Annotated in this window: 14 protein-coding genes; 6 read left to right on the forward strand and 8 right to left on the reverse strand. The window is 50.8% G+C overall.

Going from position 1 to position 16,049, the window contains the following annotated elements; all coding sequences use genetic code 11:
- Window positions 1–29: 29 nt before the first annotated feature.
- Window positions 30–710, reverse strand: coding sequence for a YggS family pyridoxal phosphate-dependent enzyme (locus tag GY634_RS07935; protein WP_166408006.1), 681 nt, complete (start codon window positions 708–710; stop codon window positions 30–32).
- 174 nt (window positions 711–884) lie between these two features.
- On the opposite strand from GY634_RS07935, the gene GY634_RS07940 reads away from it, so the two are divergent.
- The 5 genes from GY634_RS07940 (at window position 885) to GY634_RS07960 (ending at window position 5,373) form a co-directional block, all read left to right on the forward strand.
- Window positions 885–2,168, forward strand: a complete 1,284-nt coding sequence (locus tag GY634_RS07940; RefSeq protein WP_166408007.1) for a Glu/Leu/Phe/Val family dehydrogenase — start codon at window positions 885–887, stop codon at window positions 2,166–2,168.
- A 123-nt stretch (window positions 2,169–2,291) separates the two neighbouring features.
- On the forward strand, window positions 2,292–3,071 hold the full coding sequence (locus GY634_RS07945; RefSeq protein WP_166408008.1) for an ABC transporter ATP-binding protein: 780 nt from the start codon (window positions 2,292–2,294) through the stop codon (window positions 3,069–3,071).
- Window positions 3,072–3,154: 83 nt separating this feature from the next.
- Entirely contained in the window at window positions 3,155–3,964 is an 810-nt protein-coding gene (locus tag GY634_RS07950) for a transporter substrate-binding domain-containing protein (protein WP_166408009.1), read from the forward strand.
- Window positions 3,965–4,021: 57 nt separating this feature from the next.
- Window positions 4,022–4,690: an ABC transporter permease gene (locus GY634_RS07955; protein WP_278249027.1), complete on the forward strand. Its 669-nt coding sequence runs from the start codon at window positions 4,022–4,024 to the stop codon at window positions 4,688–4,690.
- On the forward strand, window positions 4,687–5,373 hold the full coding sequence (locus GY634_RS07960) for an ABC transporter permease (protein WP_207625541.1): 687 nt from the start codon (window positions 4,687–4,689) through the stop codon (window positions 5,371–5,373). The genes GY634_RS07955 and GY634_RS07960 overlap by 4 nt, the downstream gene beginning before the upstream one ends.
- Before the next feature lie 10 nt (window positions 5,374–5,383).
- On the opposite strand, the gene GY634_RS07965 is transcribed toward GY634_RS07960, so the two are convergent.
- Genes GY634_RS07965 through GY634_RS07975 form a run of 3 tightly spaced genes read right to left on the reverse strand, consistent with a single transcriptional unit; the run spans window position 5,384 to window position 7,648 of the window.
- Window positions 5,384–6,349 (reverse strand): pseudouridine synthase, encoded by a 966-nt coding sequence (locus tag GY634_RS07965; protein WP_166408011.1) that lies wholly within the window; start codon window positions 6,347–6,349, stop codon window positions 5,384–5,386.
- 4 nt (window positions 6,350–6,353) lie between these two features.
- Window positions 6,354–7,352 carry a TAXI family TRAP transporter solute-binding subunit gene (locus tag GY634_RS07970; protein WP_166408012.1) on the reverse strand — a complete coding sequence of 333 codons (999 nt, stop codon included), beginning with the start codon at window positions 7,350–7,352 and terminating at the stop codon, window positions 6,354–6,356.
- Window positions 7,353–7,357: 5 nt separating this feature from the next.
- Window positions 7,358–7,648, reverse strand: a complete 291-nt coding sequence (locus GY634_RS07975; protein ID WP_166408013.1) for an acylphosphatase — start codon at window positions 7,646–7,648, stop codon at window positions 7,358–7,360.
- Between the two features lie 156 nt (window positions 7,649–7,804).
- On the opposite strand from GY634_RS07975, the gene GY634_RS07980 reads away from it, so the two are divergent.
- On the forward strand, window positions 7,805–9,562 hold the full coding sequence (locus tag GY634_RS07980; protein WP_166408014.1) for a putative bifunctional diguanylate cyclase/phosphodiesterase: 1,758 nt from the start codon (window positions 7,805–7,807) through the stop codon (window positions 9,560–9,562).
- An 8-nt stretch (window positions 9,563–9,570) separates the two neighbouring features.
- Here GY634_RS07980 and GY634_RS07985 read toward each other — a convergent pair whose 3' ends face one another.
- The 4 genes from GY634_RS07985 to acnA form a co-directional block, all read right to left on the reverse strand.
- On the reverse strand, window positions 9,571–10,953 hold the full coding sequence (locus GY634_RS07985) for a DNA recombination protein RmuC (protein WP_166408015.1): 1,383 nt from the start codon (window positions 10,951–10,953) through the stop codon (window positions 9,571–9,573).
- A gap of 2 nt (window positions 10,954–10,955) precedes the next feature.
- Complete coding sequence (locus GY634_RS07990; protein ID WP_166408016.1) at window positions 10,956–11,930, reverse strand: LysR family transcriptional regulator; 975 nt, start codon at window positions 11,928–11,930, stop codon at window positions 10,956–10,958.
- A gap of 34 nt (window positions 11,931–11,964) precedes the next feature.
- Window positions 11,965–12,795: a 3-methyl-2-oxobutanoate hydroxymethyltransferase gene (gene panB / locus GY634_RS07995; protein ID WP_166408017.1), complete on the reverse strand. Its 831-nt coding sequence runs from the start codon at window positions 12,793–12,795 to the stop codon at window positions 11,965–11,967.
- 196 nt (window positions 12,796–12,991) lie between these two features.
- A complete protein-coding gene (acnA, locus tag GY634_RS08000; protein ID WP_166408018.1) occupies window positions 12,992–15,676 on the reverse strand; it encodes an aconitate hydratase AcnA in 2,685 nt (894 codons plus the stop codon).
- Between the last annotated feature and the right edge of the window lie 373 nt (window positions 15,677–16,049).

Genomic DNA, 16,049 nt, shown 5'->3' on the forward strand with positions numbered 1-16,049 from the left:
CCTAGTATTAGTTTATGGCTAACGGGTATTTACACGTAGTCGCGGTGGCCAAATAATGCCGACCCTATACGCAATTCTGTGCTGCCTTCTTCAATAGCCAACACATAGTCTTGGCTCATTCCCATCGATAACCGGTGCACCGGATAACCGGCCTCTAACGCGTGCTGCTGTGCAGATCTAGCGGCGCTAAAACAACGACGTATTTCGGCTTCATCATCCGTTTGTGTGGCCATGGTCATCACACCCTTAACGTGTAAGTGTGGATACGCTTTCAATTTCTGTAAAAACGCGACCAAGTCAGCAGGCTCTAACCCTGTTTTGCTCTCTTCAGCAGCCGTTTTCAGTTGAATCAGCACATCCAGCGTGCGCTCTTCCAGCTCTAACCGCTTTTCTAGTGCCTCGGCAAGCGATTCTCGATCTAAGGACTGTAACTCGCTCACATAACGAGCAACGTCTCTGGCCTTATTGCTTTGCGCATGACCAATCATTACCCACTCAAACTGCTGGTCTGGCATGTGCTCGCAACGTTTGCGTATATCCGGCAAGCGGTTTTCACCAAAGCGCGTTAACCCCAACGCGGCGGCTTCCAGTACCTTGCTGTCCTCAAAGGTTTTGCTCACCGGTAATAACGTCACCTCAGACGCATCACGGCCCACCTTTTGACAAGCTTGCTCAATATTGCGCCTAATGGCGGCAAGTCGTTGCTGCATAGTGCTTTACCAAAAATAGAATGTGTACAGATAACAGAATAGACTATTGAATCATAGGTCAGGTGTGTACGTATTTAGTACAGGGTTGCGACACACCTCAATTGGCGTAAAAATGAAGTACTGCCCAAAGAGGCAGATCACAATCTTTACAACAACACTATTTATAGCACCGTAATGTCGCAACCCTTTCAACTTCCTTCATACCTATCGCCAGATGACCCCGGCCCTTGGGCCGTGTATCTGGAACAGGTAGAGCGTGTTACGCCCTACCTTGGCAAACTCTCTCGTTGGGTGGACACCCTTAAACACCCTAAACGTATACTCACCGTAGACGTTCCAGTAGAACTTGATGATGGCACTATTGCCCACTTTGAGGGCTACCGTGTGCAACATAATATGGCACGCGGCCCTGTCAAAGGCGGTATACGCTTTCACCAAGACGTCACCTTATCTGAAGTTATGGCCTTATCGGCATGGATGTCAGTGAAGTGCGCCGCCGTCAATGTACCGTTTGGTGGCGCTAAAGGCGGGGTACGCATCGACCCACGCAACTACTCCCAACGAGAACTAGAACGCGTCACTCGCCGCTACACCAGCGAAATCAGCGCTATTCTTGGCCCTAATCAAGATATTCCAGCACCCGACGTCAATACCAATGCCCAAACCATGGCGTGGATTCTGGACACCTACTCCCAACAAACGGGCCACCTCAGCCCTGGCGTAGTCACCGGCAAGCCTTTAGCGCTAGGCGGTAGTTTAGGTAGGGTAGAGGCAACTGGGCGTGGTGTGTTTACCGTTGCCGCCGAAGCAGCACGTGATCTAGGCATTAACCTTGAAGGCGCACGCGTTGCCATACAGGGTATGGGCAATGTGGGTGGCACCGCCGCCAAACTGTTCGCTGAAGCGGGTGCCAAAATCATCGCGGCCCAAGATCATACCGGTACTATCTACAATGCAGCAGGCTTAAATGTTGCCGCTGTACTAGAACATGTACGCAGCACCGGTGGCGTCGCCAACGCGCCAGGAAGCGAAGCTATCGCTAATGACGACTTCTGGACACTGGAAAGCGAGATTCTGGTTCCTGCCGCATTAGAAGGTCAGATCACCGCTAAGAATGCAGCGTCTATACGCACTCGCATCGTTGTAGAAGGCGCTAATGGCCCTACTACGCCCGAGGCTGATGATATCCTCACACAAAACGGTGTGTTTGTTATCCCCGACGTACTGGCCAATGCTGGCGGCGTGACAGTCAGCTACTTCGAGTGGGTACAGAACTTTTCCAGCTTTTTCTGGGATGAAGAACTGATCAACCGTCGCTTAGAAAGCTTAATGCGCAATGCGTACAAAGATATCTCTACCATTGCCCGCCAACATGCCATTAGCTTACGTACGGCGGCCTTTATAACTGCCTGTTCGCGTATTTTGGAAGCCCAAGAGTTGCGTGGTCTATATCCCTAAATAGTCACGACAAAGCGGTGCTTTCGCTGCAGTCGTGCACGAAAGCACCGTAATTTCGGCAATAATGCCCCAGACTCTTTATAATTATCTGTTTGGCATTTATTTTCCGCCCGAGATTATCACGTGAGTACCCCTTCTAGCCCCTATGCCGTACAGGTTCATGATGTGCATAAAGCCTTTCAAGACAATGAAGTCCTGAAAGGAATTTCGTTCACAGCACAAAAAGGTGAAGTGGTTTCTATCATTGGCGCATCGGGCTCTGGAAAAAGCACCTTGTTACGCTGCATCAACCACTTGGTGGTGCCAGATCAAGGCGAAATACACATAGGTGCAGATGTACTGCGTAGTAAGCGCTTACGTAACGGCACTATGGTCAGTGCAGACCCTAAACTACTGGAACACGTACGCCGCCGTTTGGGCATGGTGTTTCAGAACTTCAATTTGTGGTCGCATCGCACCGTTTTGCAAAACGTCGTTGAAGGCCCTGTGCATGTAAAAAGCATGCCCAAAGCCCAAGCACAACGTTATGCCATGGAATTGCTGGATAAAGTAGGCTTGGCAGATAAAGCCGCCGCTTACCCAGCTCAATTATCAGGTGGACAGCAGCAACGCGTGGCCATTGCCCGTGCGCTGGCGATGGACCCTGAAGTCATGTTGTTTGATGAACCCACTTCTGCCCTAGACCCTGAAATGGTGGGTGAAGTGCTGCGCGTCATCAACGACTTGGCCCGCGAAGGCCGCACAATGATTCTGGTGACCCACGAAATGCAATTTGCACGCAATGTGTCAGGCCACGTCATCTTTATGCACAATGGGCGCATTGAAGAATACGCGCCCCCCGAGGAACTGTTCCAGAACCCAAAATCCGAGCGTTTACGTCAGTTTCTAACACCATCGCACTAAACAGTGGGTGCGATGGCATTCAGCCTTTACAATGCCTTTTCGCCGTGGACGACCCACTGCGCCTTTCAAGGGAGACTACACTCATGAAAACTCTGAAAAAAGCGGCACTTTGCGCCAGCTTTGCCCTATTGGGCCTGGGCAGCGTCAACGCCGCCACGATGAAAATTGGTACCGAAGGTGGTTACCCACCATGGAGCATGGTAGATGCCACAGGTACAGTGACTGGTTTTGATGCAGACGTGGGCGCAGCCCTCTGTGCACAACTGGGTAACGATTGCCAATTTGTGGTTCAAGCCTTTGACAGCTTGATCCCTTCCTTGAACGCTAACCGTTTTGACTTGATCATCTCGGGCATGTCTTACACGCCTGAGCGTGCAAAACGCGTGAACTTCAGTATTCCTTACGCGGTAGAAGATGCGATCTTCGTCTTGCCCGCTAACAGCGAACTGATTAAAGCGGCTGATGCCGACAGTATTTTCAAAGGTTTGGACGGCAAAACCATTGGTGTTCAAGGCGGTACTACACACGGTGCCTACCTGAACAAAGTTGCCCCTAACACCACCGTTCGCAACTACGACACGCTGGATCAGATGCAAATCGATTTGGACGCAGGTCGTTTGGACGGCACCTTTGCTGACCTGACATCGCAGTCCCGTTTCCTGCACAAAATGGAAAACAACGACTACGCGCTGACCGAATACGTGATCAAAGGCTCTTCTGACCCTGAGACACTGGGTTACGGTATTGCTGTGGGTATTCACCCTGACAATGCTGAGTTGAAAGCTAAAGTAGACACCGCACTGTGCGAACTGATCAATAACGGCACCATGAAGACCGCAAGCGAAAAATGGTTCGAGATTGACATCGCCAACTACGACGTCTGCAAAAAGTAGGTCTGAATTACCATGCTGGACACCATGCTGCACATTTTGCAGAAAGGCTGGGGCACTATGCTGATACGCGGTGCCCTCATGACTGTATTCATTGCCTTTTTTGGCATGCTATTGGGTACAGTGATAGGCATAGCAGGTGCCAGCATTAAAGTGAGAGGACCACGGTGGTTAAGCTGGCTCATTAGCTTGTACACCACCGTAGTACGCAGTATTCCCGAGCTGCTTATTATCTACCTGCTGTTTTTTGGTAGCGTACAAGCAGTCTCGGATTTAGCCGACTTCCTGCATTGGCAAGAAGCCATCAACAACTGGTTCCCTGCCTTGGTCGGTATACTCGCCATTGGGCTAATTTCCGGCTCCTATAGCGTGGAAGTATTTAGGGGTGCGCTACAAGCCATTCCCGAAGGCCAACTAGAAGCCGCCAAAGCCATTGGTATGTCGGCACCTAAACGCCTCTTTCGCATCACTCTGCCACAAATGTTCTGGTACGCCCTGCCGGGTGCGAACAACGTTTGGCAAACCGCATTAAAAGACACCGCCCTGATTTCCCTTGTAGGCCTCATCGAACTGATGCGTGCCGCTGTATTGGGTGCTGCCTCTACCCGCGAACCCTTAGCGCTTTACCTCATGGCTGCTGTGCTGTATTTCTTTATTGGTGCCGCCAGCCAAGGGATGTTTGTGTGGGCTGAGCGTCATTTTGGCCGTGGTATGAGGACAGTCGCATGATAGACATGGAGCTGTTCAACTACACCGTCGAGAACCTACTTAAAGGTTTTGGCATTACCCTGCAAATAGGGGTGTCTGGTATCGCGCTATCGCTGCTGGTAGGCATGCTACTGGCCTTAATGCGCGTTTCTGGCAACAAACTGGCCGTAGGTTTTGCCTTTAGCTACAGCACGATTTTTCGTGGTACGCCGCTGCTAGTACAACTGTTTATTCTGTACTACGGTTTAGGCACACTAGGATTCATCCGCCACACGCCAGCACTATGGTGGTTATTTAGCGATGCGACACGCTGCGCCATCTTAGCCATTGCGTTGAACAGCGGCGCCTATATAGGCGAAGTATTCCGTGGCGGTTTCCAGTCCATTCCCAATGGGCAAATCGAAGCAGCCAAAGCCATAGGCATGCGCCCTTTTAAACGCTTTTGCCGTGTGAGTTTTCCCTTGGCCATACGCCAAGCACTGCCGGCATACAGCAATGAAATCATCTTGGTGATTAAAGGCACAAGTCTCGCTTCCACTATCGCGGTCATGGATATCACCGGCCATGCCAAACGCTTGATGAACCAAAGCTATGCCATCGTCGAAACCTTCATGATTGCAGGTTTGCTGTATCTGGCGATTAACTTCACACTACTGACCATCGTGCATGTGATTGAACGCTGGTTACACATCGCCAAGCGTTAAGCCTGCATTCTCACGCTGGTAACGCCGCCAATGTACGCTGACTTGAGAATTCTCTAGTTTGACCGTCTACGGGGTCAATAAACGCGATACGTCTTGCCAATAGCTGTAAGGGCTGGCTGTAGTCATCCACCGGCCTAGACTGGTCCCACTTGGGGTAATAACTGTCGTTCACAATGGGGCAACCCAGACTGCTCATATGCACGCGCAATTGGTGCTTACGCCCTGTAGTAGGCTGTAAACGGTAATGGCTATAGCACTTCCCATCCTCCGCCTGCCAACGAGACAACTCGCTGATATAGGTTTCACTGTTTGGGTCTAGATCCCCACGCTCACGCACTAAAAACACCCCTTTTAGCGCTTCAACATGGCTGCTATAAGTAGCGGGCAACGCAAGCGTTAACTCAGATGATGCAATGGCTTCATATTCTTTTTGCACATCACGGCTTTGAAACAAGCTTTGGTACACCCCCCTATACTGCGGCTGTACGCAAAACAGCAATACGCCTGCGGTGTCTCGGTCTAAACGGTGAAGCGGCGTAATATCGGGGTTTTGAAACTGTGTACGCAAGCGCACCAATGCCGTTTCTTTTAAATAGCTGCCAGATGGTGTGGTCGCCAAAAAGTGCGGTTTATCCACCGCAATCAACCTCTGGTCTGCGAACAAAACCGGCATATCAAAAGGCACGATGGCCTCGTCGGGCACTTCACGGTAGTACCACAACCATTGCCCTGCTACATAAGGCGTGTCTAAGGCCTGCGGTTCACCCGCATCATTCACCACATCGCCACGCTGTATACGTTGCTGTAATGCCTCTGGGTTCAGGTATTCAAAACGCTGTAAGAGAAACTCGCCCAAGGTAGCCCAAGCACCTTCTGTTAGCCAGACACGGCTAGGTGATACGCCATCCCGTGCAGGTAAAGGCGAAACCGGGGCACGGCGCCTAGGTGCGCCGGGCGTAAGGTGTGTATCCTGCATAAACTTAGTTTTTCACCCAGCCTTGTTCGCGGAAATAACGCAGCGCACCGGGGTGTAATGGCATAGTTAAACCATCTTTTGTCATACGCTGTTTATCCAAGTGCTCTAACGCTGGATGCAAACGTTTAAAGTTATCCAGATTGCTGAAAATCGCCTTCACCAAATCGTATACACGCTGCTCATCTACATCGGCTCGTGTCACAACGGTAGACAACACACCATAGGTAGGAACGTTCGCTGCATTATTCGTGTAAATACCGCCTGGGATATCAACTTTGGCGTAGTGCGGGAACTGCTGTGTGAGTGCATCAACCGCCTCCCCCTGTAACGGTAGTAATTGCGCGCCACACAAGGCCGCTGGGTCTTGCACCACCGCAGAGGGATGTCCCACGCTGACGACAAACGCATCAATTCTGCCGCTACATAACGCTTCAGTGAGTTCATCAGCGCGCAGCTCTGTCACTCTGGAAAAGAACTGGTAGTCGGTGCCCATTGCGCCCAGCAATTGATCTACTGACGCCCGTGCTACCGAACCGGGGTGCCCGATATTGACACGCTTACCTTGAAGGTCTTGAAAGCTTTTGGCTTCCAGCTCTTTACGCGCCACTACCGTTACAGACTCTGGATGCAACGACAATACGTCTCGCAACGGTTCGTAAGGCCCCACAGCGGCAAATTGTGCTTCGCCTGTATAAGCATGGTGACCTATATCGGATTGCACCATCGCAAAATCCAACTCGCCCGTTTTCAATGCGTTTAAGTTAAATACAGATCCCCCTGTCGCATCCACTTTGCAGATGTAGGGAGTTTGCAGCACAGCACGACTTAACATCCTGCACATTGCGCCACCTACGGCATAATACACACCCCCTACTCCACCTGCGCCAATGCTCACCACTGTTGCTGGCCCGGGAAGGGAGGAAGCCTGAGAAATCGCCGCCATTCCACTCAGAATGAAGGCAAATCCAAACCGTAAAAAACCGCTATTAAATCGTTGCACCATGATCTTTATCGTATTTGAAAATGCTGGTATCGTCTGTCATCGTATGAACGTATAACGTGTACATGCTCTACTCGTGCGTGCTCCGGCCCTTGATACAGCCATGACAGCAATCTATCAACTTTGTCCGTCTTTCCTTGCAGCAATAGCTCCACTGAACCATCAGGGGCATTACGGACCCAACCTGTCACTTCATGCAGATGAGCATGCCGTGCAGCGGCGGCACGAAAACCCACACCTTGTACCTTGCCCGTTACTACCACTTCCACTGTTTCACTATCCAGATCTGACTCAGACATTATCTCTACCCTTTTACTGCGCTTACGGTGATTGCTATCCCTACCACCATTAAACTCATACTTTACAGCGTATTCTTATGCTTTAGTAGCGCGTCCTGGGCCACAGCAGACGATGCCATACACTCTCACATCTGGTTTTGGAGTGCAGGCCTACTGATGGCGGCTCTTCTTGTTGTCAGCACTATTTTGCTACTACTGCAACATCGAACCTTGCGCTGGGCCAAAACTGAGTCTAATAGCAATCTACAGCTTAAAAGCATTCTGGATAATATTGATGCGCTCATCACCATCAAAGATGCCAATCTGCAGTATCTGCATGTGAATAAAAAAGCCTGCGACTTTTTTAACATCAATGCCGTGGATGCGTTGGGTAAGCGCTTTGATGATATTTATGCTTCCACACAAGAACAAGCTAAAAACCGTAAAAGTGATCTACAAGTTTTGCTGCACGGTGATCATCTTAGTATGGAAGAGCAGTTTATCAACGCACACGATAAACGTATTAATACCTTTTTATCGCTAAAGTTTCCGCTACGGGACAAACACGAAAGAATCACTGCCGTCTGCAGTATATCTACCGACATTACGGCCTACAAAGCCATACGCGATATTAACCATCAACTGATTTTCTACGACCTGCTCACCGAGCTACCTAATCGCCGTCTGTTACTCAACCGGTTAGAAAACCTCTTGCTTACCGCACGTAGAGATCAACAAAACAGCGCTATTCTGTTTATTGATTTAGACAGCTTCAAGCATATTAACGATGCCCGAGGGCACCATATAGGCGATGAGTTACTGAAGAAAGTGGCCAGACGCCTATTACGTATGATGCGCCAAGATGACTCGGTGGCCCGCATAGGCAGCGACGAGTTTGTGGTGGTGCTCACCCAGTTATCGTCGGATACCGACACGTGCTACGCGACGGCCGAAGAAGTCAGCTCACGCATACGTCGCGCGTTAGAGGTCCCCTATTTTATTAACGGCCAAGCCTACTTACTGAGTGCTTCTATTGGCGCCGCCTTTTTAACCGCACAAAGCGTGGACACCGAAGAGGCCTTGCGCGAGGCCAACGTCGCTATGCATCGCGCCAAAGACAATGGCCGAAACCAAGTCATGTTTTACCAACCCACCATGACACAAGAAGCGGAAGACCGTGTCAGCATTGGCCGTGACTTAAGCTACGCCATTGGCTCAGATCAGCTAAAAGCCTACGTACAACCCCAATTCGATATGCAGGGGCAAACGGTAGGGGTAGAACTGTTATTACGTTGGAACCACCCCGAGCGCGGCTGGATTACACCCGAACGTTTTATTCCGTTAGCCGAAGAAAGCCAGCTTATTTCCAAACTAGGCGATTGGTTACTGGAACAAGCCTGCGCCCTGTTACTGGCCTACCCCACACATTGCTTTACTGTATCGGTAAACATTAGCCCGTCGCAGTTTCGTGACCCCAGCTTATTGCAACGTATAGAGCACATCCTAGATACCCACCATACTCCGGCGCATCGACTGATCTTTGAAATTACCGAAGGGATGTTGATGCAAGACCCCTACCAAACCACCGCTCTGATGAACAGACTGGTGCAGCGGGGGATACGTTTTGCCATTGATGACTTTGGTACTGGCTATTCCAACTTGGCAGCCTTAAAACGCCTACCACTGTATGAGTTGAAAATAGACCGCAGCTTAATTCATGATGTGGATACCGATCCAGACAGTGCCGCTATCGTGAGAGCCGTACTCGCACTGGGTCAGCAATTACGCCTGCATATTGTGGCAGAAGGCGTTGAAACACAGGCACAAGCCGACTTCCTCAACCAACACCATTGCTCTGCATTGCAAGGCCATTTATATGCTGAAGCCATGCCACAAGAACAATGGCGTCAGCAGGTAGAGCGTCGCATTCACTAAGTACCAGCCTACTCGCGAGGCTGGTCCTCGCCCTCTGGCTGCTGCTCTTCAGCCACTACGCCATCCAACCTATACAGCTCAACATCGTGCTGTTGGCTATCTAAAGCAGGTAAGTGTTTGGTGCTGCGTGCCGATAACTCTTTAAAGCGTTGCAGCTTGCCATACACCCCTTGCTGACCCGATAACGCCGTCACCGTGCTGTTGAAGTGCCCATTCATCTGACGCAAGCTTTCGCCCATGCGTTTAAAGCGATCGGCCAATAACACCACTTGGTCATGCAAGTCTGCCGCCCGTAAGCCCAGTTCATGTGCATGTTCGTTACTGCGCACAATCATCCATAAGTTCGCAACGGTACGCAGCACCGGTAACAGCGTTGCGTGTGACACCAACATCACGTGGCGTTTCATCCCGTACTCAAATAGCTCGGGTTGATGGCGTATCGCCTCTATGTATGCCCCCTCAATAGGCACAAACATAAACACAAAATCGGGGCTACTTAAGCCTGGCAATTGATCGTAACGCTTAGACGATAAATCATCCATATGATGGCGCATGGCCCGCAACAAGTTATCCATATGCTGCATGCGCTCGTTATCGTCCTCTGCGCGCACAGCGCGCTCGTAGTCTACCAACGAGGTTTTGCTATCTAGCACCATATGACGGTTTTCAGGCAACTTAATCAAGAAGTCTGGGAACCGTTTATTGCCATACTCCGTTTGTAAGGCCGCCTGGCTAAGAAAATGTTCACCGCGCACCAAACCAGCCGCTTCCAGCGTGCGCTCTAGCTGTAGCTCACCCCACATACCGCTTAATTTTTTATCGCCTTTTAAGGCTTTAGTTAAGTGCTGTGCTTCGGACGACATCTGCAACCCTATGTCCAACACGCGGCGAATTTCAGCTTCTAAATTGACCTGTCCTTTTAAGGACTGATCATGCAACTGATTCACACGCTGTTGGAAAGCAGAAATTTGCTCTCTAAAGGGTTGCAATAACGTTTGCAGAGCCTGCTGATTACTGTGTTGAAAACGCTGGCCCTTTTCTTCCAGAATGGTATTGGCCAGATTCTGGAATTCCGTTTGCATCAGTTGTTTGGAGTGTTCTAGGTTCTGCTCCAAACGTTGGTAAGCCTGCTCTTTTTCCTGATGCCGCACCTGCAGCTCAGTTAATTGTTTATCAAGCTGGCGCACATCAGTCTGGCTTTGTTGCCACTGTGCTTCGAGGTATGCCGCCCTATCTAAACTTTCATCTAGCCTATCTTGTACATGCTGGGTTTGCTGCCTAGCCAATCGTAGTGCCATCTGCCGACCGTACAATAACAGCAATACAACGACCAGCGCAGCGCCTAACAACGGTGTCCAAAAAGGGGCTAAACCCGCCAACCAACTACTCACGTTTATTCGCTCACCAAGAGCTCAGGAAAGGGATCGTGTTCCTGAGGTAAACCGCTGTCGTCACCAATACTAAAGCGGGGGATACTTTCCACTACAAACTGACGCAATGCTTCGATCAAAACCGGTGCCTCGGCATGCAACGGCCTATCAATATGACTGACCACGCCTATCATCGCGGGAATATAGTTTTGGATGTCACGCACGACTACGCCATCCAAGGGATAACAGGCCGCTAAATAGGGGTCTAAAATTCCCACACCTAAGCCCACACGCACCATGCTCAGCACGTTGACCGAGCTGGCTGTTTCTATACGGCGTAGGGAGTCAGGGTTGGCGTGTGCTCGCACCAAGGCCGTCGCTTGCCTATAACGCATGCGATAGCGATGAAACACCGATATCACCATTTGGTCTTGCACGGAAGCAAGGTCTATCACCTCGTGGTCTGCTAACACATGCCCTTCAGGCAAAGCCAGCATATAAGGGGCTTGCCCTGACCAGTGCAATCTATTGCTGCCCAGATCTACCGGCAGACTGGTTAGCCCTATATCTACCTTCCCCTCGCTCACCTGCTTAATGACCTCATCAGGCAATAAGCTATCGATGAACAGTTTTTGCTGGAAGAAGGGTTGTTGCTGTTCGAGTAAAGCAATCACTTGAGGCAAGACACTCATGCACAGCGACGGGGTAGCGGCCACCCGTAACGGACGACTCAGCCCCTGAGCGATATCACGCGCTCTGGCATCCAACACCTCTAAACCTGCCAAGATAGGCCTAACCTCTTCGTAGAATTCCCTACCCTTTTCCGTCAATTTGACGTGAGGACGGGTACGATGAAACAAGGTAAAGCCCAGTCGTTGCTCCAGATCTTGAATTTGGCGGCTAACTACCGGCTGCGAACGCTCTAAAAGGCGTCCCGCAGCCGTGACACTACCCGCCGTCAAAACCGCAGCAAAAGCTTCCAGTTGACGTATTTCCATGCGTTGATTGTCTCACCCTACTGGGTGATCATAGTTATTCAGCGTTACGTTTCACACCGAAGCAATTCTCCAGCCCTGGGAAGCTGCCATTGCGTACGGCATCTGCGTACGCTGCTGCTGCACCGCGAATCACCGCACCCGCATCCGCGAATGTTTTGGCAAAACGTGGAATATGCCCATCACCCAAACCTAGGATGTCTTCCGTTACCAGTACTTGGCCATCACACGCCGGAGACGCGCCAATACCAATAGTGGGAATACGTAGATCTTCGGTTAGGCGACGCCCCAATGCCTCGGCCACCCCTTCTAGTACTACCGCAAACGCGCCAGCGGATTGATGAGCTAGCGCATCGTTATAAATGCGTTGTGCTGCAGTGTCGCTCATACCTTGGGCTTTAAAACCGCCCATGGTGTTGACATACTGGGGCATCAAGCCCACATGTGCCAGCACAGGAACGCCACGTTCTACTAAAAATCTAGTGGTTTCAGCCATGGCTTCACCACCTTCCATTTTAACGGCTGATGCACCGCTATGTGCCAACATATATGAGGCATTACGGAAGGCTTGTTCGGGTGACTCTTGGTAGGAACCAAAAGGCATATCTACAACAATGCAAGCATGGGAGGTGGAGCGTACTACTGCACGCGCATGTGCAGTCAGTTGTTCTACGGTAATGCTTAGCGTGTCATCCATCGCGTAGCCAACCATTGCCGTAGAATCCCCAACCAAAATCATGTCCATATAGGGGTCTAGTTGTCGGGCAATAGGCGCAATATAGGCCGTTAGCGATACTAGTTTCTGCCCACCCTTAAAAGCCATTAATTCGGGAACTGTACGACGCTTAGTTTGGCTGTGCACACTCATGAATAACTCCTGTTGACTACATTTTTCTTGTTAATAATGCCTACTCACACCAGCTTCTGGCTACCGGCAAACAGTGCCATATTTCCGCAGAAATATGGCACTGCACAATACAAACCATAGCACCAATTTTGCAATACGACACGCACTGTCTACATCATTGCTGCCATGGTGAAACTCAGTCGCTCATATCCAACATTTACATCAGACTGCGCAACACGAACTGCATGATCCCGCCATGTCGGTAATAGTCAGCCTCGGTGGGGGTATCAATACGTACCACCGCTTCAAACGTCACCGCCCCTGCCTGCACATGTACGGTTTTGGGAATGCGCCCTTCATTGAGCACACCCACGCCCGTAATGCTGAATACCTCTTCACCTGTCAGCCCTAGTGATGCCGCATTTTGGCCTGCAGGAAACTGCAGTGGTAGCACCCCCATACCGATCAAGTTAGAACGGTGAATACGTTCGTAGGATTCCGCAATCACAGCACGTACACCCAGCAATGCCGTACCTTTGGCTGCCCAGTCACGTGACGAGCCAGAACCATATTCTTTACCAGCCAAAATCACCAAGGGTGTTTTTGCGGCTAAATAATGGCTAGAGGCCTCGTAAATGGTGCTAACCGGGCCACCTGCTTGGGTGAAGTCGCGCGTAAATCCGCCCTCGGTACCGGGAGCCAGTTGGTTACGTAAACGTACGTTCGCGAAGGTCCCACGAATCATCACCTCGTGGTTACCACGACGTGAACCGTAAGAGTTAAAGTCTTGTTGCGCCACACCGTGCGCCAGCAAGTATTCGCCTGCAGGCGTGGTTTTGCTAATGTTACCGGCAGGGCTAATGTGGTCGGTTGTCACCGAATCGCCCAACATGGCTAACACGCGTGCACCCTGAATTTCCTGTACAGGAGACGGTGTTTTAGGCATGTGCTCAAAGTAAGGTGGATTACGTACGTAAGTAGACGTAGGGCTCCACTCAAACTGCTTGGTTTTAGGCGTAGGCAGATTGCGCCAACGCTCATCACCCGCAAACACATCCGCATAGCCTTTACGGTACATATCGGTAGCGATCACCGCACTGACTACCTCTTGAATCTCCGCTGTGCTTGGCCAGATATCTTTTAGGTAAACGGGGTTGCCAGCTTTATCTACCGTCAGCACATCGTTCATCAAGTCGATGTTCATAGTGCCCGCAATCGCGTAAGCCACTACCAATGGAGGCGACATCAGGTAGTTCATTTTCACTTCAGGGTGAATACGGCCCTCGAAGTTACGGTTACCGGACAGTACCGACACTACTGTCAAATCTTGCTCGTTTACCGCGGCACTCACTTCAGGAATCAACGGACCCGAGTTACCAATACACGTTGTACAGCCGTACCCCACCAAGTTAAAGCCCAAGGCATCTAATGGGCCGGTCAGTTTAGCTTTATCTAGGTAGTCAGTAACGACTCTGGAACCTGGCGCCAAGCTGGTTTTGACCCATGGCTTACGTGTAATACCCAACGCCTGCGCTTTTTTGGCAACCAAACCAGCCGCCACCATCACACTGGGGTTAGAGGTGTTGGTACACGAGGTAATCGCTGCAATCACTACGGCACCATCATCAAGCTGGAAGGACGGCCCATCGGCCAGCTTCACTTGTGCATGACGAGGTTCTACTGCTTGGTTTCTAGACTTGTACAGTGCTGTCAAATCTTTGTGGAAAGCCGGTTTAACATTGCTGAGCACAATGCGATCTTGCGGACGTTTAGGCCCAGCAATGGACGGTACCACTGTGGATAAGTCTAGCTCTAAGCGTTCTGAGTAACGCGGTTCATGGTGTGGATCGTGCCATAGCCCTTGCGCTTTAGCATACTCTTTCACCAACGCAATTTGCTCAGCCGAACGGCCTGTTAACGCCATGTACTGCAGTGTGACGTCATCAATGGGGAACATGGAAACGGTGGAACCGTACTCGGGGCTCATATTGCCGATTGTGGCACGGTTAGCCAGCGGCACCGCCCCCACGCCAGAACCATAAAACTCTACAAACTTACCCACCACGCCATGTTGGCGCAGCATATCGGTAATGGTCAGCACCAAATCAGTTGCGGTCACACCGTCATTTAACTGACCCGTCAGCTTAAAGCCCACCACGCGTGGAATGAGCATGGAAATAGGCTGGCCCAACATCGCCGCTTCGGCCTCAATACCCCCTACGCCCCATGCCAGCACGCCCAAACCGTTCACCATAGGGGTGTGCGAGTCCGTGCCCACACAGGTGTCGGGGTAGGCTTCATTCACGCCATCTTCGGATCGGCTAAACACCACACGCGATAAGTGCTCCAAGTTCACTTGGTGCACAATCCCTGTACCCGGCGGCACAACTTTAAAATTATCAAATGCGCTTTGACCCCAACGCAGGAACTCGTATCGTTCTACGTTACGGTGATACTCAATTTCTACGTTACGACGGAACGAATCATTATGCGCAAAGTCATCCACGATCACCGAGTGGTCAATCACCAGTTCTACAGGCACCAAGGGGTTAATGCGCGTGGCGCTCCCACCTAGCGCCGACATGGCTTCGCGCATTGCGGCCAAATCTACTACCGCAGGTACACCCGTAAAGTCTTGCAGCACCACACGAGCTGGACTAAAGGCAATTTCTTTATCGGGCTCGGCGCTTGGGTCCCACGCGGCCAGTGCACGTATGTCGTCTGCCCGTACGTTCACACCGTCTTCGGTGCGAAGCAGGTTTTCCAGCAAAATCTTTAAACCGTAAGGCAGGGTTTTAACATCCAGCCCTTCACCTTTCACGGCATCAAGTCGGTATATACGATAATCCTGATCATTTACGCGCAAAGAGGCTTGTGCGCCAAAGCTGTTCACGTTACTCATACCGCATCTCCAATTCTTGGTTACACACTACTTGAAACCCCGAAATGTTCTGCTGCATACCACCACAACCGTAGTCGCTCAGGGCATGGTGATGCCCAGAACTTGCAGGGCCAGCCTATGGCCTCTGTTACTGGCGTAAGAACAACTGCACACTGCACGCACGTAATGCCACATCATGCTTGTTCAGACATAACAGAATCATCGCCACACGCTACAAAGTCTGGCTTGGCTCCCACTACTGCACGGCTGTTACCCTCACACCCGCCTGTGGATAATTTCCCAAGCACTTTCTACATAGTTTATAGAAAAAAGAGAACTCTGCCCAAATGCCATACGCAAATATATGGGTTAGGACAAATTCATCGCGGTAAAA

The organism is Paenalcaligenes suwonensis (genome assembly GCF_011290505.1).
GTDB lineage: Bacteria > Pseudomonadota > Gammaproteobacteria > Burkholderiales > Burkholderiaceae_B > Paenalcaligenes > Paenalcaligenes suwonensis.